The organism is Curtobacterium sp. VKM Ac-2889 (assembly GCF_015350855.1).
Taxonomy (GTDB): Bacteria; Actinomycetota; Actinomycetes; order Actinomycetales; family Microbacteriaceae; genus Curtobacterium; species Curtobacterium poinsettiae.
On sequence record NZ_JADKSC010000004.1, the window covers coordinates 237,079 to 257,296 of the forward strand.

Below are 20,218 nucleotides of genomic sequence, written 5' to 3' on the forward strand. Positions count from 1 at the left end.
GACTGCGGCCGGCTGACTGCCGCCGGCCGACGGCCGCGCCGCACTACCGTTGCACCATGAGCACCAGACGCGCGGTCATCCTCGGCGGCACCGGCGGCATCGGTTCGGCGGTCGCACGCGAACTCCTCGACGCGTCCGGCCGGGGCGGCGACGACTGGCAGGTGGACGTCCTGGCCCGCCGGGGCGGCCCCGCAGCGGACGCTCTGACCGCCTCCGGCGCCACGTTCACGTCCGGCGACCGCCGCGACCGGTCCGTCCTGCGCGACCTGCTGCGCCCGGGAGCCGACCTGCTCGTCGACACCGTCGGCCTGACCCGTGACGACGCCCAGCAGCTCCTGCCGTTCCTCGACGACGTCGGCTCGACGGTCTTCGTGTCGTCCAGGTCGGTGTACGCCGACGAGCAGGGGCGGCACGCGAACTCGCTCGACAAGCCGGTGTTCGGCGGCGCGGTCACCGAGATCCAGCCCACGGTCACCGCCGGCGACGGCGACCCGACGAGTCGTGACGGCTACGGCGCCGCGAAGGTGGCGGCCGAGCAGGTCCTGCTCGACCACGGTGCCCCGGTCACGGTGCTCCGCCCGTCCAAGGTGTACGGCGTCGGCATCGGCCGCCCACGGGAGTGGTTCGTCGTCCGCCGTGTGCTCGACGGCCGGGAACGCGTCCTGCTCGCCGACCACGGCCGCGGCGTCGACCACACGACGGCGGCGAGCGGCATCGGCTCGCTCGTCCGTGTGGTCGCGGACGCGCCGGACCGCCGGATCCTCAACGTCGCGGACGCCTCGGCCCCGACCGCGCTCGAGGTCGTCCGGACCATCGGCGGGCACCTGGACCACCGGTTCGACGAGGTCCTGCTCGACGAGGACGCGCCCGCCTTCGTCGGCGGCACGCCGTGGTCGTCACGACCGCCGTTCGTCCTCGACACCACGGCGGCACGCGCACTGGGATGGGAACCGCCGGAGTTCGCGACCGCCGTCCTCCCCGAACTCGACTGGCTCGTCGAGACCGCCCGCGCCACCCCTGTGGACGGCGACGTGCCGTGGGCCGACGACCCCTTCTGGGAGCACCTGTTCGACTACGGTCCCGAGGACGCCGCACTCGCACTCCTCTCCCTCGACCTGGGCTGACACCGTGTTCCGGTCGGAGGTCCTGTTCATCGGCGGACGCTCCGGCGTGGGCAAGTCGACGGCGGCCGAGGCGCTGCACGACCTGCTCGTCGCGGCGGACGTCCGGCACGCGGTGATCGAGGGCGACCTGCTCGACCTGGCCCACCCGGCACCGCACGTCGAACACCCCGAGGCGCACCTGACGGAGCGGAACCTCGCCGCGCTCTGGGCCGGCTACCGGGCGATCGGACACCACCGGCTCGTCTACACGAACACCGTGTCCGTGCTCGAACACGAGCGCCTCGCTGCGGCGATGGGCGACGACCCGCTGGTGCGTGTCGTCCTGCTCCGCGCCGCGGACGACACGACCGCCGAACGGCTCGCACGACGGGCGGGTGGCGCGGTCCCGCAGGCGCAGCTCGCGCACAGCACGCGGACGGCCGGGAGGCTCGACTCGGTCACCGCGGACACCGTCACCCGGGTGGACACGGACGGCCAGAGCCCCGCCCAGGTGGCCGCACGGCTCGCGTCGATCACGGGATGGCTCCCGCGCTGATCCCCCTGTGCGGCCTGTGCACAGGGGGCAGCTCGTCCACAGATCCCCCCGAGCGGTGGTCCGTCCAGTCGCCCGAGGGCACGCTGGAGCCATGAACGACAACCGCCTCGGCACCTCAGTCAGCCCCTACCTGCGGCTGCACGCCGACAACCCGGTCGACTGGCGCGAATGGGGCCCCGAAGCCTTCGCCGAAGCACGCGAGCGCGAGGTCCCGGTGCTGGTGTCCGTGGGGTACGCCACGTGCCACTGGTGCCACGTCATGGCGCGCGAGAGCTTCGCCGACCCGGAGATCGGCGAGCTGCTCCGGCGGGACTTCGTGTCGGTCAAGGTCGACCGCGAAGAGCGCCCTGACGTGGACGCGAGCCTGATGGCCTCGGCGAGTGCGTTCACGCAGCAGCTCGGCTGGCCGCTGACGACGTTCCTGACGCCCGACGGCCACGTCTTCTTCGCGGGGACGTACTTCCCACCCACTCCCGTCGGGCAGGTCCCGGCGTTCCGGCAGATCCTGGCAGCGGTGCTCGACGCCTGGACCGAACGTCGGCACGAGGTCGACGCGAACGCCTCGGCCATCGCGACGGCGATCCGGCAGGGTGCCGTGGCGGACGCGACCGCCCGCTCGGGCGAGAGCGGTGCCGGAGCCGACCCGGGCCTCCCGTCCGTCGACACCGTCCGGGCCGTCACGAGCCAGCTGTTGCAAGCAGAAGACACCACCTACGGTGGTTTCGGCGGCGCGCCGAAGTTCCCGAGCACGCCGTTGCTCGAGTTCGTCGCCGACGCGGCGGCCGACGGCGACGCCGACGCCGACGGGTTGCTCGACCGGTCGTTGCACGCGATCCGCGCGTCCGAGCTGACCGACGCCGACGGCGGCGTCTTCCGGTACGCGACCAAGCGCGACTGGAGCGTGCCGCACTACGAACGGATGCTCTCCGACAACGCGGGGCTGCTCGCGGTCGCCGGTGCCGAGCAGGCCCGTGGCATCGCCGACTTCCTGCGGGACACCCTGCGCCGCGCCGACGGGGCGTTCGTCGCCGCACAGGACAGCGAATCGACCATCGACGGCCGTCGGGTCGAGGGCGAGTGGTACCGCCGACCGATCGCCGAGCGCGCCCGGCTCGACCCACCACCGCTGGACGACCAGGTGCTCACGGGGTGGAACGGCCTGGCGATCCGGGGGCTCGCGATCGCCGGCGCACGGCACGGTGATCCGGAACTCGTCGCGCTCGCCCGGGGTGCGGCCGACGCGGTCCTCGCCGCCCACGTGCAGGACGGCCACGTGTCGGTGCGGTCCAGCACACCGCGCGGGGTGTCCTCGGCACCGGCCACCGTCGAGGACGTCGGACTGCTGGCCGAAGGGCTGCTCGAACTGGCCCTGGTCACGGGCGAGGTCTCCTACGCGACCGTCGCACGCTCGCTCGTCGACGACGGTCTGGCCGAGCGCTTCGACGTCGACCCGGTGCTTGCCGCTGCGGGGACGGCCACCGGCGAACAGCCGCAGACCGCGATGCGGTCCGGCACGGTGGCGCTGGCATCGGCCGCCGCGACACTCGGGGCGCTGACGGGCGACCAGGAACTGCGGACCGCCGCGGCACGACTCGTCGCCGACCGGGCCCGCACCGGGACCGAACGCCCCCTGGGCCACGCGGACGCCCTCGGTGTCGCCCTCGCCCTGCAGCGCCCGTCACGGGAGATCGTCGTCGTCACGAGCAGCACCGACGATCCGATGCGGGCCGTTGCACACCGTGCTCGGCGCCCCGGCACGGTCGTCGCCACCACCACGCCGGAACAGGCCCGCCACTGGGCCGCGGCGGGGTTCTCGTTGTTCGAGGGACGCGATGTGCTCGACCCCGCTGCGTACGTCTGCCACGACCGGGTGTGTGACCTGCCGTCCCGGTCGGCGGACGCGCTGGCCGGGCAGATCGGCTGACGCCCCTCCCTCCCGGCGCGCCTGTATCCTGGAATGCTCATGTCTTCTCCGCTGCCCGTCATCACGTACCCGCCCGAACTGCCGGTCTCGCAGCGGCGGGACGACATCGCGGCTGCCATCCGTGACAACCAGGTGGTCATCGTCGCCGGGGCCACCGGCTCGGGCAAGACGACCCAGCTGCCGAAGATCTGCCTCGAGCTCGGTCGGGAGCACATCGGGCACACCCAGCCCCGTCGGATCGCAGCCCGGACCATCGCGGAGCGTGTGGCGGAAGAACTGGGCGGCGGCGAACTCGGCGGACTCGTGGGCTACCAGGTCCGGTTCACCGACAAGGTCAGCTCCGAGACCCGCGTGAAGCTGATGACCGACGGCATCCTGCTGAACGAGATCCACTTCGACCGCGACCTCAAGCGGTACGACACGATCATCATCGACGAGGCGCACGAGCGGTCCCTGACGATCGACTTCCTGCTCGGCTACCTGAAGCGGCTGCTCCCCCGGCGCCCCGACCTGAAGCTCATCATCACGAGTGCGACGATCGACCCGGAGTCGTTCTCGAAGCACTTCGACGACGCCCCCATCATCGAGGTGTCCGGCCGCACCTACCCGGTCGAGATCCGGTACCGCCCCCTCGTCGCCGAAGACCAGGACGACGCCGCCGACGACGAGTCGGACTCCCGCACCGGTGACAGCGGCAACGCTGCCGACGACCGCGACACCCTGCAGGGCATCACCGACGCCCTCGACGAGCTGGCGCAGGAGGACCCGGGCGACGTGCTCGTGTTCCTGTCCGGCGAGAACGAGATCCGCGACGCGCAGGACGCGATCGAGGGCAAGCGCTACCCGGGCACCGAGGTCCTGCCGCTGTACGGCCGCCTGTCCGCCGCCGACCAGCACCGCGTCTTCGAGCGCCGGCACACCCCGGGCATCCGCCGTCGTGTCGTCCTCGCCACGAACGTCGCCGAGACCTCGCTCACCGTGCCCGGCATCAAGTACGTCATCGACACCGGGACGGCGCGCATCTCGCGGTACTCCCCGCGAGCCAAGGTGCAGCGTCTGCCGATCGAGGCGATCTCGCAGGCCAGCGCCAGCCAGCGCTCCGGCCGAGCGGGCCGCACGAGTGCCGGCATCGCGATCCGGCTCTACTCGGAGGACGACTTCGGCCGTCGCCCCGAGTACACCGACCCCGAGATCCTCCGCACGAACCTGGCCGCGGTGATCCTGCAGATGATCTCGCTCGGCTTCGGGGACATCGAGTCGTTCCCGTTCCTGCAGCCGCCGGACAGCCGGGGCGTGAAGGACGGCCTCGACCTGCTGCGCGAACTCCGCGCCGTCGACAAGGACGGCCGCATCACGAAGTCCGGGCGGCAGCTGACCCGGCTGCCGATCGACCCCCGCCTCGGTCGCATGGTGCTCGAAGCCGGGCGCCAGGGCGTCGGGCGCGAGGTCATCGCCATCGTCAGCGCCCTGAGCATCCAGGACCCCCGCGAGCGCCCCCTCGAGAAGCGTGCGCACGCCGACCAGCTGCACGCCCGCTTCGCCGACCCGACGAGTGACTTCCTGACCCTGCTGAACCTCTGGAACCACATCGAGGAGCAGCAGGAGGAACTGTCGTCGAGCGCGTTCCGGCGGCTGTGCAAGGCCGAGTTCCTCAACTACCTGCGCATCCGCGAGTGGCAGGACCTGTACCGGCAGCTCTCCCGCGCCGCGAAGCAGGTCGACGTCCGTGTCGGGCAGGCACGCTCCGAGGACGGCGACGCCGTGCACCGGGCCCTGCTCTCCGGACTCCTCAGCCAGATCGGGCTGCGCGACCGCGAGAAGCGCGACTACCTCGGCTCCCGGAACACCCGGTTCGTGGTGTTCCCGGGCAGCGTGCTCGCGAAGAAGCAGCCCGACGCGGTGATGGCCGCCGAGCTCGTCGAGACGAGCCGGTTGTTCGCCCGGACCGTCGGCCGGATCGACCCCGCGTGGGTGGAACCGCTCGCCGGTGACCTGCTCAAGCGCACCTACGGCGAGCCGCACTGGGAGAAGAAGCAGGGCGCGGTCGTCGCCTACGAGCGCGTGACCCTGTTCGGCGTCCCGATCGTGCAGCGCCGCCGCGTGCAGTACTCGCGGATCGACCCGGAACACTCCCGCGAGCTGTTCATCCGGCACGCCCTGGTCGAGGGCGAGTGGGAATCGCAGCAGGCCTTCGACCGCGCCAACCGGAAGCTCCGCAAGGAACTCGAGCAGCTCGAGGAACGCACCCGTCGCCGCGACATCCTGCTCGACGACGAGAACGTCTACGAGTTCTACGACGCCCGCATCCCGGCCGACGTCGCGACGACCCGCGACTTCGAGGGGTGGTGGCGGACCACCCGCCGCGAGCAGCCGGACCTGCTCACGATGCGCCGGTCGGACCTGCTGGACGAATCCGCAGCCGAAGCGGCCGAGGACGACGTCGAGTACCCGACCCAGTGGCACAGCGGCGACCAGCGCCTCGCCATCCAGTACCGCTTCGAGCCCGGCGCCCAGGACGACGGCGTGAGCGTGCAGGTCCCCCTCGCGCTCCTGCCCCGGATGCGCGAAGAGGGCTTCGACTGGCAGGTCCGCGGCCTCCGACGAGAACTCGTCACCGCGCTCATCAAGTCGCTGCCGAAGCAGATCCGCAAGAACGTGGTGCCCGCTGCCGACTGGGCCGAGAAGATCGTCGCCGAACTGCCCGACGACGCCCCGACCGAGCCGACGGAGTCGTTCCGCGCCACCCTCGCCAAGGCGATCCAGCGCATGACCTACGTGCCGGTCTCCGAGTCCGACTTCGACCTGACCCGCGTCCCCGCACACCTGCTGCCGACATGGGCGGTGGTCGACGAGCGCGGTCGCCGGGTCGAGACCGGCAAGGACCTGTCGGCCCTGCAGACCAAGCTCAAGGACCGGACCCAGCAGAGCGTCGCCTCCGCCACGGCGAAGGGCACGGGACGGTCAGGAGGCGCGGCTCGCGTCGCGTCCGCCGGTGCCGGTCGTCCGCTCGAACAGTCCGGACTGACCGCATGGCCCGACCAGGACCTGCCGCAGACCCTCGACACCAAGCAGGCGGGCGGTGTCATCCGCGCGTACCCGTCCCTGGTCGAGGAAGGTACCGGTCCGAAGGCGACCGTCGGCGTGCAGCTGCTCGCCACCCCGTCCGACCGCGTCGTCCGGATGCCCGCCGGGGTCCGTCGTCTGGTGATGCACGCGGTGCCGTCGCCCGTGTCCTACATCCAGTCGCACCTGACCGGGCAGGAGAAGCTCGCCCTCGCAGCCAGCCCCTACCCGTCGACCGCCGCGCTGTTCGACGACGTCCTGGCCGCCGTGGTCGACGCCGGCATCCGCCGCGCGCACCCGGACGGCATGGTCTTCACGAAGGCCGGGTTCGAGGCCGTCCGCGATGCCGTGTCGGCTACCGTCGTCGACACGATGTTCACCGCCGTGTCCGAGGTCGCGGCCGTGCTCGCCGCGCAACGCTCCGCCGAACGAGCGCTCAAGCAGGCGAATTCGATGTCGCTGCTCGCCGCCCTCAGCGACATGCGGCAGCAGATGGAACGCCTGATGTTCCCCGGGTTCGTCGCCGTCGCGGGGCTCGACCGCCTGCGTCGGATCCGCGTGTACCTGCAGGGCATCGAGGCGCGCGTGCAGAAGCTGTTGCAGAACCCGGGGCGCGACGCCACGTGGATGCGCGAGGTCACCGTGGCGACCGACCGCTACACCGACGCCGGCGGTGTCTTCCCGCCCGCGGTCGGGGCGCACCCGGAGCTCGTGCACGCGCGGTGGATGCTCGAGGAGTTCCGGCTCAGCCTGTTCGCGCAGGAACTCGGGACCGCCGAGACCGTCTCGTTGCAGCGGATCACGAAGGCCCTGACCGCCGCGCGCTGATGGGGCTACCGTGTCGGCCATGATCGGCACACTCGACGTCGTGGTCCTGGACTGCCCGGACACCCGCGCCCTCGCCCGCTTCTACGCCGAGTTGCTCGGCGGGGAGATCGTCGGCTTCGACGAGGACTGGGCGGAGCTCGCCCTCCCGTTCACCGACCACCGTCCGATCCTGGCGTTCCAGCAGGTCGACGACTACCAGGCGCCGGAATGGCCCGGGCAGACGGTCCCGCAGCAGAGCCACCTCGACGTGAAGGTCGACGACCTGGACGACGGCGAGGCCGCGGTGCTCGCGATCGGCGCGACGGCCACGGGGTCGGGCACGGAGACGTTCCGCGTCTACCTCGACCCCGCAGGGCACCCGTTCTGTCTCATCCGGCCGTCGGACTGACCGGTTCGGTCGCCAGACCCTCGACCACGTTGACGTTCGGCAGTGCGGTGAGTGCGGCGCCGGGCAGGAACAGCTTCGCGGCGCGGCGCCCGGCGCCGATGACGACCTCGGGGGCGTCGAGGACGCGCGCGTCGATGTAGAGCGGCCACGACGACGGCAGTCCGATCGGCGTGATGCCGCCGTACTCCATGCCGGTCAGCTCGACCGCTTCGTCCATCGGGGCGAAGCTCGCCTTGCGGACGTCGAGCAGCTGCTTCACGACGCGGTTGACGTCGAGCTTCGTCGATGCCAGGACGACGCAGGCGGCGTAACGGACCTCGTCGCCGCGCTTCCCCGCGACGACGATGCAGTTGGCACCGCTGGCCAGCGGGTAGCCGTACGCCTCTGAGAACGCGGCGGTGTCGGCCAGGTCGGCGTCGATCGGTGCGCCCTCGATCTTCGTCAGGACGTCGCTCGGCAACGCGACGAGGGCTTCGGCGACGGGGATCGCGAGGAATCCGGTGGCGACCAGGGCGGGAACACGTTCGAGCGTCGGCATGGCTCCACCGTAGGGAAGCGATCCCGCACGAGGGTGGAGCCATGACCGAACTCCGGGCGATCGACGTCGACCAGTGGGCCCGCCGCGAGCACTTCGAGCACTACCGGCAGCGGGTGCCGTGCGCGTACGAGGTGACCGTCGAGCTCGACGTCACCGCCTTCGTCGAACGCGTCCGTTCGACCGGCCGACGGACCTACGCGTCACAGCTCTGGGCCATCGCGACCGTGGTGAACCGGCACGACGAGTTCCGGATGCAGCTGCTGGACGACGGCTCCCCCGCCGTGTGGGACCGCGTCCACCCGATGTTCACCGTGTTCCACCCGGACACCGAGACGTTCTCCGCCCTGGTCGTGCCGTACGACGAGGACTTCGGGACCTTCCACGATGCCGCGGTGTCGACGATCGAGCGGCACCGCGACGACACCCGGATGTTCCCGCAGGACGACCGCCCCGGCAACGTGTTCGACGTGTCGACCCTGCCGGGGGCGTCGTTCACCGGGTTCTCGTTGCAGGTGCGTGACGGCTGGGACCACCTGCTGCCGATCATCACGCTCGGCGGGTACCGGACCGCTGGCGACCGGACGCTGCTCCCCCTGGCGCTGCACGTCAACCACGCCGCTGCCGACGGCTTCCACACGACCCGGCTGCTGCGCGAACTCGAGGAGCTCTTCACCGACCCTGGCTGGCTCGGCTGACCCTGCCCGTCCTCGGACCGCATCTCCTACGCTGACCCCATGACGCCACAGTCGGAGCCCCTCGCCCGGAAACGCATCGGGCTCGTTGGCGCGGGCGGCATCTCCGTCGCGCACCTGCCCGGACTGCTCCGCCTGGGCGATGTGGTGGTGCACGCTCGCGAGGGCGCCCACGAACTCGTCGACGCCTTCACCGACACCGCCCGCGCCGAGGGCAGCACGATCACCGTCGCCGACAGCCTCGACGAGCTCCTCGCCGCGGTCGACGTCGTCGACGTCGTGGTCCCGACACACGCCCACGCCGAGGTGGTCCGCGCGGCGATCGCCGCCGGCAAGGACGTCGTCTCCGAGAAGCCCCTGGCCCGGACCGACGCGGACGCGGCGGACCTGGCGGCCCGCGCTGCGGACGCAGGCGTCCAGCTCTACCCGGCCCAGGTGGTGCGCTGGTTCCCCGCGTACGCGCGCCTGCACGAGGCCGCGACCACGGGCCTCCTGGGCGACCTGGCGGTGTTGCGGTTCTCGCGGTCCGGCGCCTTCCCCACCCACGTCCCCTGGTTCGGCGACCGCGCGCTGTCGGGCGGGATCGTGATGGACCAGATGATCCACGACCTGGACATCGCCCGCTGGGTGGCGGGCGAGGTGACCCGGGTGTCGGCGGTGAGCGTCCGCGCGGGGTCCGAGGCGGAGCCGGTCGAGGCGGCGCACGTCCTGCTCACGCACGAGTCGGGCGCGATCAGCCACGTCGCCGGGCTGTGGGGGCCGCAGCACCTGGCCTTCACGACGGAGTACTCGGTGACGGGGACGCTCGGCAGCCTGTCGCACTCCTCCCGGGCCGAGGAGGACACCCGGAGCGACCTGGCGGCGCCGGCGTCCGTCGACGGTTTCCTGCCGCCGGTGGACCCGGCCGCCGACCCGTACGCGCTGGAGCTCACCGACTTCCTCGCCGCGTTCGACGGCGGTCGGCCACCCCGGGTCACCGTCGACGACGGCGTCGCCGCGGTGCGGATCGCGAACGCGGCGATCGAGTCGATCGAGTCCGGCCAGCCGGTCGAGGTCGCACGGTGACGCTCCGGATCGGGGTGCTCTCGTTCGCCCACACGCACGCCATCAGCTACCTCGGTGCCCTGGCGGCCATGCCCGATGTCGAGGTGCGCGGCACGGACCCGGGCGGGGTGTCGACGGGGACGGAACTCGGCGACCTGCGCGGAGCCGAACTGGCACGCGCGCTCGGCGCCGGGTACGCGGACTCCGTCGACGAACTGCTCGCCTGGGGCCCGGACGCGGTGATCGTCACGAGCGAGAACGCCCGGCACCGCGAGTTCGTCGAGCTCGCGGCGGCAGCGGGGGCAGACGTGCTCTGCGAGAAGCCGATCGCGACCTCGTGGCAGGACGGCCTCGCCATCCGCGATGCCGTGGACCGCGCCGGGGTGCTGCTGATGATGGCGTTCCCGGTGCGCTTCGCCTCGGCGTTCGACCGGCTGCGGGCGACGCGGGACTCGGGCGCACTCGGCACGGTGTTCTCGGTGCGGGGCGCGAACAACGGCATGCTGCCGCTGGCCCGCGACTGGTTCACCGACGTCCGGCTGAGCGGAGGCGGCGCCCTCGTCGACCACGTCGTGCACGTCGCCGACCTGATCGACGGGCTGACCGGAGCGACGCCGGTGTCCGTCACCGCCGTCGCGAACCAGGTGCTGCACGCCGACCGAGCGAACGCCGAGACCGCGGGCCTGGTGACCATCACGTACGACGACGGCACCATCGCGGCGATCGACTGCTCGTGGAGCCGACCGGACACGTCGCCGGTGTGGGGCGGCTTGACGCTCGACGTCGCCGGGACGGGCGGCACGGTGTCGGTGGACTTCTTCGGGGCGGCTGCTCGCGGGCTCGACGCCGTGGGCGGCCGGCCGATCGAGCTCCGGTACGGGCCCGACCACGACGTGCCGATGCTCCGGACGTTCCTGGCGGCCGTGGCGTCCGGGGAGCAGCCGCAGCCGGACGTCGGGGTCGGCCTGCGGACGCTGTCGATCGTGCTGGCGGCGCAGGAGTCGGTGCGGACGGGCCGGACGGTCGCGGTGCAGGCCGCGGGCTGAGCGCGGCGCCGCCCCCCCCCCCCACCTCGCCCCACCCCGCCGCACCCCACCCCACCTCGCCGCACCTCGCCGCACCGCACCCCACCCCACCTCGCCGCACCTCGCCGCACCGCGCCGCACCGCACCCCGCCGCGCTACGCTCGTCCCGATGCGCGCAACCGTGCGGGACGTGGCCGCCCTCGCCGGGGTGTCCCCGAAGACCGTCTCCAACGTCGTCAACGGCGGCGTCGTCGTGCGCCCGGAGACCCGTGAACGCGTCGAGCGCGCGGTCGCCGAGCTCGACTACGTGCCGAACCTGTCCGCCCGCGGGCTGCGGAACGGCCGCTCCGGAGCGATCGCGCTGACGCTGCCGGAGATGGGCAGCGCCTACTCGGCCGAACTCGCGCAGTCGTTCGTGGAACTCGCCCGCGAACGCGGCTGGGTCGTGCAGCTCGAGCAGACCGGCAACGACCCGACTCTCGAACGCGAACTGGTGTCCCGCGCCCGCGCACACCTGGTGGACGGGCTGATCCTCAACCCGGTGTCGCTCAGCGCGAGTGTCCTGGCCTCGACCGAGGGGCTGCCGCCGACCGTCGTCATCGGCGAGGTCGAGCCCGAGCACGTCGACCAGGTGCACGTCGACAGCCGTGCGGCGGCCGAGCAGGTCACCGCACACCTCATCGCCCACGGGCACCGGCGCATCGCGATCGTCGGCGCGTCTCCCGACGGTGCTGCGACGGCGACGAGCGAGCTCCGCGAACACGGGTACACCGCAGCGCTCACCGCAGCAGGCATCACACCCGACCCGTCGCTCCGCGTCCCGCTGCCGGCGTGGACCACGAGCGCCGCGGCGACGACCTTCGCGGCCTGGCTCGACGAGCACCCCCTGCCCGACGCCGTCTTCGCCTTCACCGACTCGATCGCGTTCGGGGTGCTGCACGTCCTCGCCGCCCGCGGGGTCCGGGTGCCCGAGCAGGTCAGCGTCATCGGGTTCGACGACGTCGAGGCTGCCGCGTACGCGATCCCGTCGCTCAGCACGGTGTCGTTCGACCGTCGGGCCTTCGCGACGGCGGCACTCGACCTGCTGACCCGGCGGATCGCGGATCGCAGTGCCGCGCCGGAGACCGTCGTGGTGCCGCACCGGATCGTCGAGCGCGCGAGCGTCGCTGCCCGCTGAGCGCGTCGGCCGAATCTCGGCCCGGCGGACAGTCGGCGCCCTCGGAACAGCGAGAACTGTCCGTCAGGCCGAGTCTCGGCCGGAACAGCCGTCAGCCGCAGCCGCCAGCACCGCTGACCGCGTCCGCGCATCGCCGAGGATCCGGAAGTGCCCGCCCACCGGCAACCGCACGTTCGTCGCACCCTGCAGTTCGCTGCCCTCCGGGATGAGCGTGTCGAACACCCCGTACACCGACGTGATCCGCGCGTTGGCATCGAGTTCCCGCGCCAGCCCCGCCAGCACCGGGTCCGCCGCCCGGAACGCCCGCAGGTGCGGCACCGGCGCCAGCCGCGCGTAGACCGACCCCGCGAAGGGCGTCGACACCGCGACCATCCGGTCGATCCGCTCGTGCTGGTCGAGCTGCGTCATCGCGTACTTGCCGATCAACCCGCCCTTGCTGTGCGCGAGCACGAGCACGTTCCGCAGGTCCTGTTCCTGCAGGTACGCCATCACCGCACGCGCCGAGTCCGGCACGGGTCGCAGGTTGTGCCGCAGGACCGGCAGCACGTGCACCGGGTGTCCCCGGTCGTGGAGCGCGTCCATCAGCGGCCGCATGAAGTGCCAGGTCTCGTAGACGCCGGGGACCACGACGACGGGCTGCCCGTCGCCGGTCCGGTAGTCGTCCGCGGTGGTCGGGCCGAGGCTCCGGACCTGCCACCGGGCCGCGTACCCCCAGTCGAGTGCGGCCCAGCAGGCACGCCGAACCAGCGGGACACGGCCTGGAGGCCCGGATCGCGTCGTCCGCGCCGCCTCGGTCCCCGACGTGGCCGGCCGGGTCATCGGAGTCCCTCCAGGCGCTCGGCGCTGCGGAACGTCTCGAGGAGTCGTGCGAGCGCGTCCGGCTGCCGTTCCTGCACGTGGTGCGGCCCCGCCAGTTCCACGAAGGTGCCGTCCGGCGCAGCGGCCGCGAGCCGGGCCGACCAGTCGTGCCGCGCGATGGGGTCCTGGGTGCCGCGGACGACGAGGACGGGCTGCGTGACCTCGGTGATCGTCTGCTCGGCCGGGTAGCGGAGCATCGGCCCGAGCTCGCGCAGGTACTGGCGCATGCTCCGGAGGTAGTCGGTGACCAGGACCGTGTTCATCCGGACCCCCTCGACGAAGCCGTCGCGGCCCAGGTCGAGCGCCTGCATCGGGAGCGATCGCCGCTCGGCGTCGATCACCGGACCGACGAGCACGATCGCCGTGACGGCGTCGGGGTGACGGCGGGCGGACTCGATGACGACCTGCGTGCCCATCGACTGCCCGACGAGCACCAGGTCATCGACGACCAGGTGTCGGACGGCCCGCACCACCACGTCGCCGAGCTCCTCGATCGACAGCCGCCGACCGGCCGCGGGCAACCAGCCGAACCCCGGCAGGTCGACGCTGATCGTGTGGTGCTCGGCGGCGACGGCGCGCTGCGACCGGGCGAAGGACCGGTGTGACATCCCGATGCCGTGGACGAACACGACGGTGGGGTCGGCCTCGTCACGGACCGGCCCGCGCGACGCCATGGTGTGCAGGCGCACGGGCAGCCCGTCGATCCGGACGGTCTCCACAGCAGCGCGCACGAGCCGAGGCTACGCGGCGGTTCGCAGCACCGGGTCAGCCTGGTCATCGGCTGCCCACAGCCGGGCCGTGTGGAGTGCTGGCATGAGCGACACCACTCCCACCAACGGCCACGAACCGGACGGCTCCGTCCCGGCGAACCGGGCGACGACGCCGACCGGCTGGGACGCCACCCCGACGTCGACCGCCACGCTCGACGGGCCCGCGCTCGCGCAGCAACAGCCGCCGCAGCCGCAGCAGCAGCAGCAGCAGCAGCCGTACCGCGCCGACACCGGAGCCTGGAACCCCGGCGCCCCGAACGGCACCACCCCCTGGTACGGAGCCGGAACCACGGGCGACCGCCGGAGCACCGGCCCGAAGCCCCCGTGGTTCTGGCCGGTGCTCGCCGCCGTCGTCGCACTCGCAGCGCTGCTCGTCGGTGGCGGCGTCGGGTTCGCCGTCGGCCACGCGATCGGCGCCGATCGGTCACAGTCCACGACCCGGGTGCCGGGCACGGACCGGTTCCCGGGCAACGGCACCGGGAGCTGACCAGCGCGTACGATCCGGACCATGCGGAAGACCACTGCCGGTCTGTTCACGTCGGTCGACGGCGTCGTGCAGGACCCCTACGAGTTCCAGTACGACAGCTTCGACGCCGAGCTCGGTGCCGCGATGGGTGCCTTCACGGCCCGCACCGACACCGTGCTGCTCGGCCGGAACAGCTACCTCGAGTGGTCCGAGTGGTGGCCAGCCCACCCGGAGGACCCCTTCGGGCAGTGGATCAACCCGATCGAGAAGCACGTCGCCTCCACCACCCTCGGCGACGACCTGACCTGGCAGAACAGCACGCGGATCCCGGGCGACGTCCCCGCGTTCGTCCGCGAACTGCAGCAGCGCGACGGGGCCGACATCGCCGTGTGCGGCAGTGTCACGCTCGTCCGCAGCCTGCTGTTCGCCGGGGTCCTCGACGAACTGCAGCTCATGATCCACCCGGCGATCGCCGGCCGTGGCCGGCGGCTCTTCGAGCCGACCGACCCGCCCACGCGCCTGCGTCTGGTCGACAGCACCGTGACGAGCAAGGGGAACGTGCTGAACACCTACGGGCGGTTCGACGCCTGACGGACGCACCACGGGCCTCCCGGCCCCTGCCCGTCATGCGTCCTGCCGAACCGCGCGTACCCTCGTGGGTGACCACACGCACCCGAGGAACACCGGAGCAAGCATGACCCAGGACACCCGCCCGCACGTCGTCATCGTCGGCGGTGGATTCGCCGGTGTGGCCGCCATGCGGGAGCTCGCCGACGCGCCGGTCCGGGTGACCCTGGTCGACCGCCACGTCTACAACATGTTCCAGCCCCTGATGTACCAGGTGGCGACGGGCGGCCTGAACGCCGGCGACGTGACGTACTTCCTGCGCTCGCTCCGTGCCCGGCAGTCGAACGCAGAGTTCCGCCACGGCCTGCTCACCGGCATCCGCACCGACGAGCGCATCGCCGAGATGTCCGACGGCGAACACCTCCACTACGACTACCTGATCCTCGCCAACGGTGTGAACACGAGCTACTTCGGCACCCCCGGTGCGTACGAGTACGCGTACTCGATGTACTCCCGCTCGCAGGCACTCCGCATCCGCGACGAGCTGTTCACCCGACTCGAAGAGGCGGCGGCGAACCAGGGCCCCGACGAGATCCGCATCGTCATCGTCGGCGGCGGCGCGACCGGCGTCGAGATGGCCGGCGCGCTCGCCGAGCTCCGCGACCAGGCCCTCGTCGGCGCGTACCCGGAGATCGAGCGGGGCAACATCTCCATCACGCTCGTGCACCGCAGTGGTGAGCTGCTCAAGCCGTTCGCCCCCCGCCTGCGCCGCTACGCCGCCAAGGTGCTGCGGAAGCGCGGCGTCGTGCTCCGGCTGAACACCGGCGTCTCCGAGGTCAAGCCCGACGGCGTGATGACCGCGGACGGCGAGTTCATCCCCGCGTCGCAGGTCGTCTGGGCGACCGGTGTCGCCGCCCACAAGGAGGTCTCCGGCTGGGGCCTGCCGCAGACCCACGGGGGCCGCATCCAGGTGAACGACGACCTGAGCGTGAAGGGCGCCGAGCGCATCTTCTCCGCCGGCGACATCGCCGCGCAGGACGACGCCCTCGCCCAGCTCGCCCAGCCCGCACTGCAGGGCGGCCGGCACTCGGCTCGGCAGATCGTGCGCCTGCTCGAGGGCAAGGCCACCGAGCGCTTCAAGTACTTCGACAAGGGCACCATGGCGACGATCGGCACGAACGCCGCGGTCGCCCAGCTGCGCGGCGGGATCACGATGGTCGGCCCGGTCGCCTGGCTCGCCTGGGTGTTCGTGCACATCACGAGCCTGCTCGGCGCCGGCAACCGGATGTCGACCCTGACGCACTTCTTCGTCCGCTACGTGTGGTTCATGCGGAAGCGCTCGATCCCGATCGTCGGCGACGTCCGCCCGGTGCGCCCGAACGGCGACCGCGAGCCGGACCCCTGGCAGCTGCAGAAGGCCGAGTAGCCGCCGAGTCCACTCGCGCGCTCGCGCGCTCGCTTCGTGAGCAGGAACGGTCGGGTCCGCACGTCGGACCCGACCGTTCCTGCTCACGGTGTGCGTGCGGCGGACGTTGGGCGCGACGGTCTGGAGGCGCGGTGCGGGCTGGCCACGGGCCTCCCGGCCGACGCGTGGTGCGCGGGGCTGGCGCCGACGCGGAACGACCATGTCGCCGTCGTACGACAGCGACATGGTCGCTGTGCGCGCAGCGCGACGGTCCGCACGTTCGACGTCGACACTGACGAGCCTGGTACACCCCGCTCGTTGAGCCTCCTCTTACCCGCGAGAGGCACCCTGGTCGGCGACACGCAACCGAGCAGCGCGCGGAGGGACCATGGCGACGACGACGCTGACGCACGCGCCGACGGACGCGCCGACATCGGCGCGACCGCAGCACCGCACGGCCGCCCCGGCACGCGCCGGAACCGGTGCGCCCGAGGCTCCGCCGCCCCCGCTGACGCACCGTGCGCCCGCGCTCGACGGACTCCGGACGCTCGCCATCCTGGTCGTCGTCCTGTACCACCTGCACGTGCCGCAGTTCGATGGCGGCTTCATCGGGGTCACGGTCTTCTTCGTGCTCTCCGGGTTCCTCATCACGACGCTGCTGCTCGGCGAACGGCGCCGCACCGGGCGGGTGCGCCTCGGCTCGTTCTGGGTGAAGCGGCTGCTGCGCCTGTACCCGGCGCTGCTGGCGCTCGTCGTGGTCGGGCTGCTGCTCTGGAACTGGGTCGGTGACTACAAGGGCGCGTCACTGCACTCCGGTGAAGCGGCGTTCATCGCGCTGACCTACACGGGCAACCTGTTCCGCGCCTTCTGGGACACCTCGCAGGGCGTCTTCGCGCACACGTGGAGCCTGTCGATGGAGGAGCAGTTCTACCTGGTGTGGCCTCCGGTCCTGGCGCTGCTGGCCGCGCTCAGGGTGCGGCGTCGCTGGCTCCTCGCGGGGCTCGGCGTCCTGGTCGTCGGGGCGTCGGCGGTGTCGTGGGCGAGCTACCGGACCCCGAGCGGCGGGACCACGCCCGACGTCTACTTCTCGCCCGTGCTCGGGGTGGTGCCGCTCGCGATCGGCTGCGGACTGGCCCTGCTGCTCGATGACGAACGCGTGCGGGTGCGGGCCGCCGGGGTCCTGGGGCACCTGGCGACCTGGGTCGGCCTCGTGCTGCTGGTCGCGGTGCTGCTCGGCATCGGCGACGACTGGACCGAGCACGCGTCGACGTTCGGGATCGTGCTGCCGGCGACCGGACTGGTCTCGGCGGTGGCGATCGGCGGCCTGGTCTCGGTCCGGTCCCCCGTGTCCGCGGCCCTGGGCTGGACGCCGGTGTCGTGGTTCGGCCGCCGGGTGTCGTACTCGGCGTACCTCTGGCACCCGCTGGTGATCGCGCTGCTCGGCACCTTCGCGATCGGACCCTGGGGCACGGTCGGCCTGGTCGGCGCCGTGGTGATCGTGTCGATCGGTGCCGCGTACGCCGTCGAGGTGCCCGTCGAGCGGTTCCGCGCGCGGGCTCGTGCGGCACGCAGCGCATCCGCGCCGATGCCTGCGGCCGCACCTGTGCGTGCGCCCGCGCCCGCGCCGTCGAGTGAGCAGAAGACGCCGGGTACGGCGCGCTGACCCGACGTCTTCTGCTCACTGAGTGCCCCGGCGCACGCCGACCGTAGGCTCGCCCCCGTGCACTCGGAACGGACGGACGTCCTCGTCGTCGGCGGCGGACCCGTCGGGCTGTTCGTGGCGGCGCTCCTCGCGGCGCGGGGCGTCGACGTCCGGGTGTGGGAACGCCGCGCGGAGCCGCCGACCGGTTCGCGGGCCATCGGCATCCACCCGCCGTCCCTCGACGCGTTCGCCGCGATCGGCCTGGACACCGCGGTGCTCGCCGAGGCGTCGCTCGTCCGTGCAGGGGTGGCCAGGAGCCGCGGTCGGACCCTCGGCACGCTGCGCTTCGACCGGGCTTCGCCGACCCACCCGTACGTGGCGACCCTCGACCAGCACCGCACCGAGTCCCTGCTCCGCGACCGGCTCCACACCGGTGCGCCGGAGGCCCTGCGTACCGGGACCGCCCTGACCGCCCTGACCCGGCACACCGACCACGTCGATGCCACCGGGACCGGGCCCGACGGCGACGTGGTGACGGTCCGTGCGGCCTTCGTCGTCGGTGCGGACGGCGCTCGGAGCGTCGTCCGTGACCTGCTCGGCATCGGAACGACCGGGCGCGAGTACCCGGACCGCTACGTGATGGGCGACTTCGCCGACCCCGAGGCTCCGTCGGCCCGGTCCGCCGCGCTGGTCGACGTGGGCCCGGACGGCGTGGTCGAGTCCTTCCCGCTGCCGGGCGCGCGTCGCCGGTACGTCGCCCTGGTGCCGGACGACGCAGCGTTCGCCGCAGCGGAACGCGGCGCGACGCGCGACCCGGACCCCGCGCTCGTCGCCCGTCTCGCGGCCCTCGTCGCGGAGCGCACCGGTGTCGTCCCCGACCCGGCGACCTGCTCGATGACCAGCGGCTTCCGGGTGCGTCGCCGCACGGCCGACCGCGTCGGTGCCGGCCGGGTCGTGCTCGTCGGGGACGCCGCACACGAGATCAGCCCGATCGGCGGGCAGGGCATGAACCTCGGGTGGCTCGACGCCGCCGAGTTGGCGCCGCTGCTCGCCCGAGCGGTCCGCACCGGCACGGCCGGGCCGTGGCCGGGCTACGCCGCCCGCCGCCAGGCAGCCGCCCGTCGTGCGGCTCGCCAGGCCGAGGCGAACATGGCGCTCGGTCGTCCGCTCGGCCCCGTCAGCACGACCGGACGGGAGGCGCTGCTCCGGACCGCCCTGTCGCTGCCGACCGCGCACGGCTTGGCCCGGCTCTACGCGATGCGCTGGGCCTGACGGCTCACGTCAGGCGACGAGTCGCGCGCCCGCGAAGCCGAGCTCGACGACGAGCACGAGCGACGACGCGATGACCAGCCGGAACAGGGTGCGCGACGCCCGTCCCGCGAGCACCAGCCGCACGCCGACGACGGCGAGGACGAGCACCACGACGGCACCGAGGAGCGCGAGCACGACCCCGACGCCCCGCACCGGGTCGTCACCGAGCACCTGTCCGCCGAGCACCAGGGCAGCCGCGACGACGAGCGAGGCGAACGCGGCGATCCCCGCGCCGCGGAGCCCGAGCCGGTGCGGGAACCCCCGGACACCGGTGGCGGCGTCGTCGACCAGGTCGGGCAGCACGTTGGTGCAGTGGATCGCGATGCCGAAGACGGCCCCCGTCGCGATCGCCCACCACGTCGGCCACTGTCCCTCGGGCCCGGCCGCGACGGACACGACGGGCAACAGCCCGAAGGCGACGATGAACGGCGCCACCGACCACACCGAACGCTTCAGGCCGGCGTCGTAGGCCCACCCGGCGGCGACCAGCACGAGGTGCGCGACCGCGGCGACGGGGCCGAGGAACAGCGAGAGCACCACGGCGATCCCGGCGGTGACGTAGGCAGCGGTACGGACGGTGCCGACGGCGAGGAGGCCGCGGGCCACGGGCTTGTCGCGCCGTCCGACGGCCCGGTCGCGGTCCGCGTCGATCCAGTCGTTCGCCAGCCCGATGGACAGCTGCCCGGCGACGACCGTCAGCGCCACCAGGGCCACGAGCCACACCGGGTGTCCGACGGCGGCGGCGACCACCGCGGCGAGGACGGTCACCGTGACGGTCGGCCCGGGGTGCGACGACGCGAAGAGCAGTCGTGCGGTCGACGGGGCGCTGCTGGCGGTCACCCGGTCAGCGTACGGATCGCT

The 20,218-nt window shown here is 72.7% G+C and carries 18 protein-coding genes; 14 read left to right on the top strand and 4 right to left on the bottom strand.

Features of this window, described 5'->3' with window-relative positions; genetic code table 11:
• Positions 1-56 precede the first annotated feature (56 nt).
• The 5 genes from ITJ50_RS14250 (at position 57) to ITJ50_RS14270 (ending at position 7,862) form a co-directional block, all read left to right on the top strand.
• A complete protein-coding gene (locus ITJ50_RS14250; protein ID WP_194590754.1) occupies positions 57-1,124 on the top strand; it encodes an NAD-dependent epimerase/dehydratase family protein in 1,068 nt (355 codons plus the stop codon).
• A gap of 4 nt (positions 1,125-1,128) precedes the next feature.
• The gene (locus tag ITJ50_RS14255) at positions 1,129-1,659 is read left to right on the top strand and encodes an AAA family ATPase (protein ID WP_071250689.1); all 531 of its coding nucleotides are present in this window, start codon (positions 1,129-1,131) and stop codon (positions 1,657-1,659) included.
• A 91-nt stretch (positions 1,660-1,750) separates the two neighbouring features.
• The gene (locus ITJ50_RS14260) at positions 1,751-3,583 is read left to right on the top strand and encodes a thioredoxin domain-containing protein (RefSeq protein ID WP_194590755.1); all 1,833 of its coding nucleotides are present in this window, start codon (positions 1,751-1,753) and stop codon (positions 3,581-3,583) included.
• A 39-nt stretch (positions 3,584-3,622) separates the two neighbouring features.
• Positions 3,623-7,474, top strand: coding sequence for an ATP-dependent RNA helicase HrpA (gene hrpA / locus ITJ50_RS14265; protein WP_194590756.1), 3,852 nt, complete (start codon positions 3,623-3,625; stop codon positions 7,472-7,474).
• 19 nt (positions 7,475-7,493) lie between these two features.
• Positions 7,494-7,862, top strand: coding sequence for a VOC family protein (locus ITJ50_RS14270; RefSeq protein WP_042540251.1), 369 nt, complete (start codon positions 7,494-7,496; stop codon positions 7,860-7,862).
• Here the strand turns inward: ITJ50_RS14270 and ITJ50_RS14275 are convergent.
• A complete protein-coding gene (locus ITJ50_RS14275) occupies positions 7,843-8,400 on the bottom strand; it encodes a YbaK/EbsC family protein (RefSeq protein ID WP_194590757.1) in 558 nt (185 codons plus the stop codon). The genes ITJ50_RS14270 and ITJ50_RS14275 overlap by 20 nt on opposite strands.
• Before the next feature lie 41 nt (positions 8,401-8,441).
• Here ITJ50_RS14275 and ITJ50_RS14280 point away from each other — a divergent pair, with 41 nt between their 5' ends.
• From ITJ50_RS14280 to ITJ50_RS14295, 4 genes are all read left to right on the top strand, one after another.
• Positions 8,442-9,095 carry a CatA-like O-acetyltransferase gene (locus ITJ50_RS14280; protein ID WP_056070160.1) on the top strand — a complete coding sequence of 218 codons (654 nt, stop codon included), beginning with the start codon at positions 8,442-8,444 and terminating at the stop codon, positions 9,093-9,095.
• A gap of 39 nt (positions 9,096-9,134) precedes the next feature.
• On the top strand, positions 9,135-10,157 hold the full coding sequence (locus tag ITJ50_RS14285) for a Gfo/Idh/MocA family protein (RefSeq protein ID WP_042540230.1): 1,023 nt from the start codon (positions 9,135-9,137) through the stop codon (positions 10,155-10,157).
• A complete protein-coding gene (locus ITJ50_RS14290) occupies positions 10,154-11,182 on the top strand; it encodes a Gfo/Idh/MocA family protein (protein WP_194590758.1) in 1,029 nt (342 codons plus the stop codon). Before ITJ50_RS14285 ends, ITJ50_RS14290 begins: the two co-directional genes overlap by 4 nt.
• Before the next feature lie 148 nt (positions 11,183-11,330).
• On the top strand, positions 11,331-12,338 hold the full coding sequence (locus ITJ50_RS14295) for a LacI family DNA-binding transcriptional regulator (RefSeq protein WP_194590759.1): 1,008 nt from the start codon (positions 11,331-11,333) through the stop codon (positions 12,336-12,338).
• 63 nt (positions 12,339-12,401) lie between these two features.
• Here ITJ50_RS14295 and ITJ50_RS14300 read toward each other — a convergent pair whose 3' ends face one another.
• Both ITJ50_RS14300 and ITJ50_RS14305 read right to left on the bottom strand, forming a co-directional pair.
• Positions 12,402-13,157, bottom strand: a complete 756-nt coding sequence (locus tag ITJ50_RS14300) for an esterase/lipase family protein (protein WP_228499901.1) — start codon at positions 13,155-13,157, stop codon at positions 12,402-12,404.
• Positions 13,154-13,927, bottom strand: a complete 774-nt coding sequence (locus tag ITJ50_RS14305) for an alpha/beta fold hydrolase (protein WP_194590760.1) — start codon at positions 13,925-13,927, stop codon at positions 13,154-13,156. Before ITJ50_RS14305 ends, ITJ50_RS14300 begins: the two co-directional genes overlap by 4 nt.
• A gap of 82 nt (positions 13,928-14,009) precedes the next feature.
• On the opposite strand from ITJ50_RS14305, the gene ITJ50_RS14310 reads away from it, so the two are divergent.
• From ITJ50_RS14310 to ITJ50_RS14330, 5 genes are all read left to right on the top strand, one after another.
• Positions 14,010-14,453, top strand: a complete 444-nt coding sequence (locus tag ITJ50_RS14310) for a hypothetical protein (protein ID WP_194590761.1) — start codon at positions 14,010-14,012, stop codon at positions 14,451-14,453.
• Between the two features lie 21 nt (positions 14,454-14,474).
• Positions 14,475-15,023, top strand: a complete 549-nt coding sequence (locus tag ITJ50_RS14315; protein WP_042540238.1) for a dihydrofolate reductase family protein — start codon at positions 14,475-14,477, stop codon at positions 15,021-15,023.
• A 103-nt stretch (positions 15,024-15,126) separates the two neighbouring features.
• A complete protein-coding gene (locus tag ITJ50_RS14320; protein ID WP_017886975.1) occupies positions 15,127-16,425 on the top strand; it encodes an NAD(P)/FAD-dependent oxidoreductase in 1,299 nt (432 codons plus the stop codon).
• A gap of 367 nt (positions 16,426-16,792) precedes the next feature.
• On the top strand, positions 16,793-18,067 hold the full coding sequence (locus tag ITJ50_RS14325) for an acyltransferase family protein (RefSeq protein ID WP_194590762.1): 1,275 nt from the start codon (positions 16,793-16,795) through the stop codon (positions 18,065-18,067).
• 57 nt (positions 18,068-18,124) lie between these two features.
• Positions 18,125-19,318 carry an FAD-dependent oxidoreductase gene (locus tag ITJ50_RS14330; RefSeq protein WP_194590763.1) on the top strand — a complete coding sequence of 398 codons (1,194 nt, stop codon included), beginning with the start codon at positions 18,125-18,127 and terminating at the stop codon, positions 19,316-19,318.
• Positions 19,319-19,327: 9 nt separating this feature from the next.
• Here ITJ50_RS14330 and ITJ50_RS14335 read toward each other — a convergent pair whose 3' ends face one another.
• A complete protein-coding gene (locus ITJ50_RS14335; RefSeq protein WP_194590764.1) occupies positions 19,328-20,197 on the bottom strand; it encodes a UbiA family prenyltransferase in 870 nt (289 codons plus the stop codon).
• Between the last annotated feature and the right edge of the window lie 21 nt (positions 20,198-20,218).

What these genes read in the sequence shown, in the direction of transcription:
- ITJ50_RS14320 (WP_017886975.1), top strand. Translation starts at nt 15,127, where the DNA reads ATGACCCAGGACACCCGCCCGCACGTCGTCATCGTCGGCGGTGGATTC.
- ITJ50_RS14325 (WP_194590762.1), top strand. Translation starts at nt 16,793, where the DNA reads ATGGCGACGACGACGCTGACGCACGCGCCGACGGACGCGCCGACATCG.
- ITJ50_RS14260 (WP_194590755.1), top strand. Translation starts at nt 1,751, where the DNA reads ATGAACGACAACCGCCTCGGCACCTCAGTCAGCCCCTACCTGCGGCTG.
- ITJ50_RS14285 (WP_042540230.1), top strand. Translation starts at nt 9,135, where the DNA reads ATGACGCCACAGTCGGAGCCCCTCGCCCGGAAACGCATCGGGCTCGTT.
- ITJ50_RS14280 (WP_056070160.1), top strand. Translation starts at nt 8,442, where the DNA reads ATGACCGAACTCCGGGCGATCGACGTCGACCAGTGGGCCCGCCGCGAG.
- ITJ50_RS14315 (WP_042540238.1), top strand. Translation starts at nt 14,475, where the DNA reads ATGCGGAAGACCACTGCCGGTCTGTTCACGTCGGTCGACGGCGTCGTG.
- ITJ50_RS14270 (WP_042540251.1), top strand. Translation starts at nt 7,494, where the DNA reads ATGATCGGCACACTCGACGTCGTGGTCCTGGACTGCCCGGACACCCGC.
- ITJ50_RS14275 (WP_194590757.1), bottom strand. Translation starts at nt 8,400, where the DNA reads ATGCCGACGCTCGAACGTGTTCCCGCCCTGGTCGCCACCGGATTCCTC.
- ITJ50_RS14250 (WP_194590754.1), top strand. Translation starts at nt 57, where the DNA reads ATGAGCACCAGACGCGCGGTCATCCTCGGCGGCACCGGCGGCATCGGT.
- ITJ50_RS14310 (WP_194590761.1), top strand. Translation starts at nt 14,010, where the DNA reads ATGAGCGACACCACTCCCACCAACGGCCACGAACCGGACGGCTCCGTC.
- ITJ50_RS14295 (WP_194590759.1), top strand. Translation starts at nt 11,331, where the DNA reads ATGCGCGCAACCGTGCGGGACGTGGCCGCCCTCGCCGGGGTGTCCCCG.
- ITJ50_RS14300 (WP_228499901.1), bottom strand. Translation starts at nt 13,157, where the DNA reads ATGACCCGGCCGGCCACGTCGGGGACCGAGGCGGCGCGGACGACGCGA.
- hrpA (WP_194590756.1), top strand. Translation starts at nt 3,623, where the DNA reads ATGTCTTCTCCGCTGCCCGTCATCACGTACCCGCCCGAACTGCCGGTC.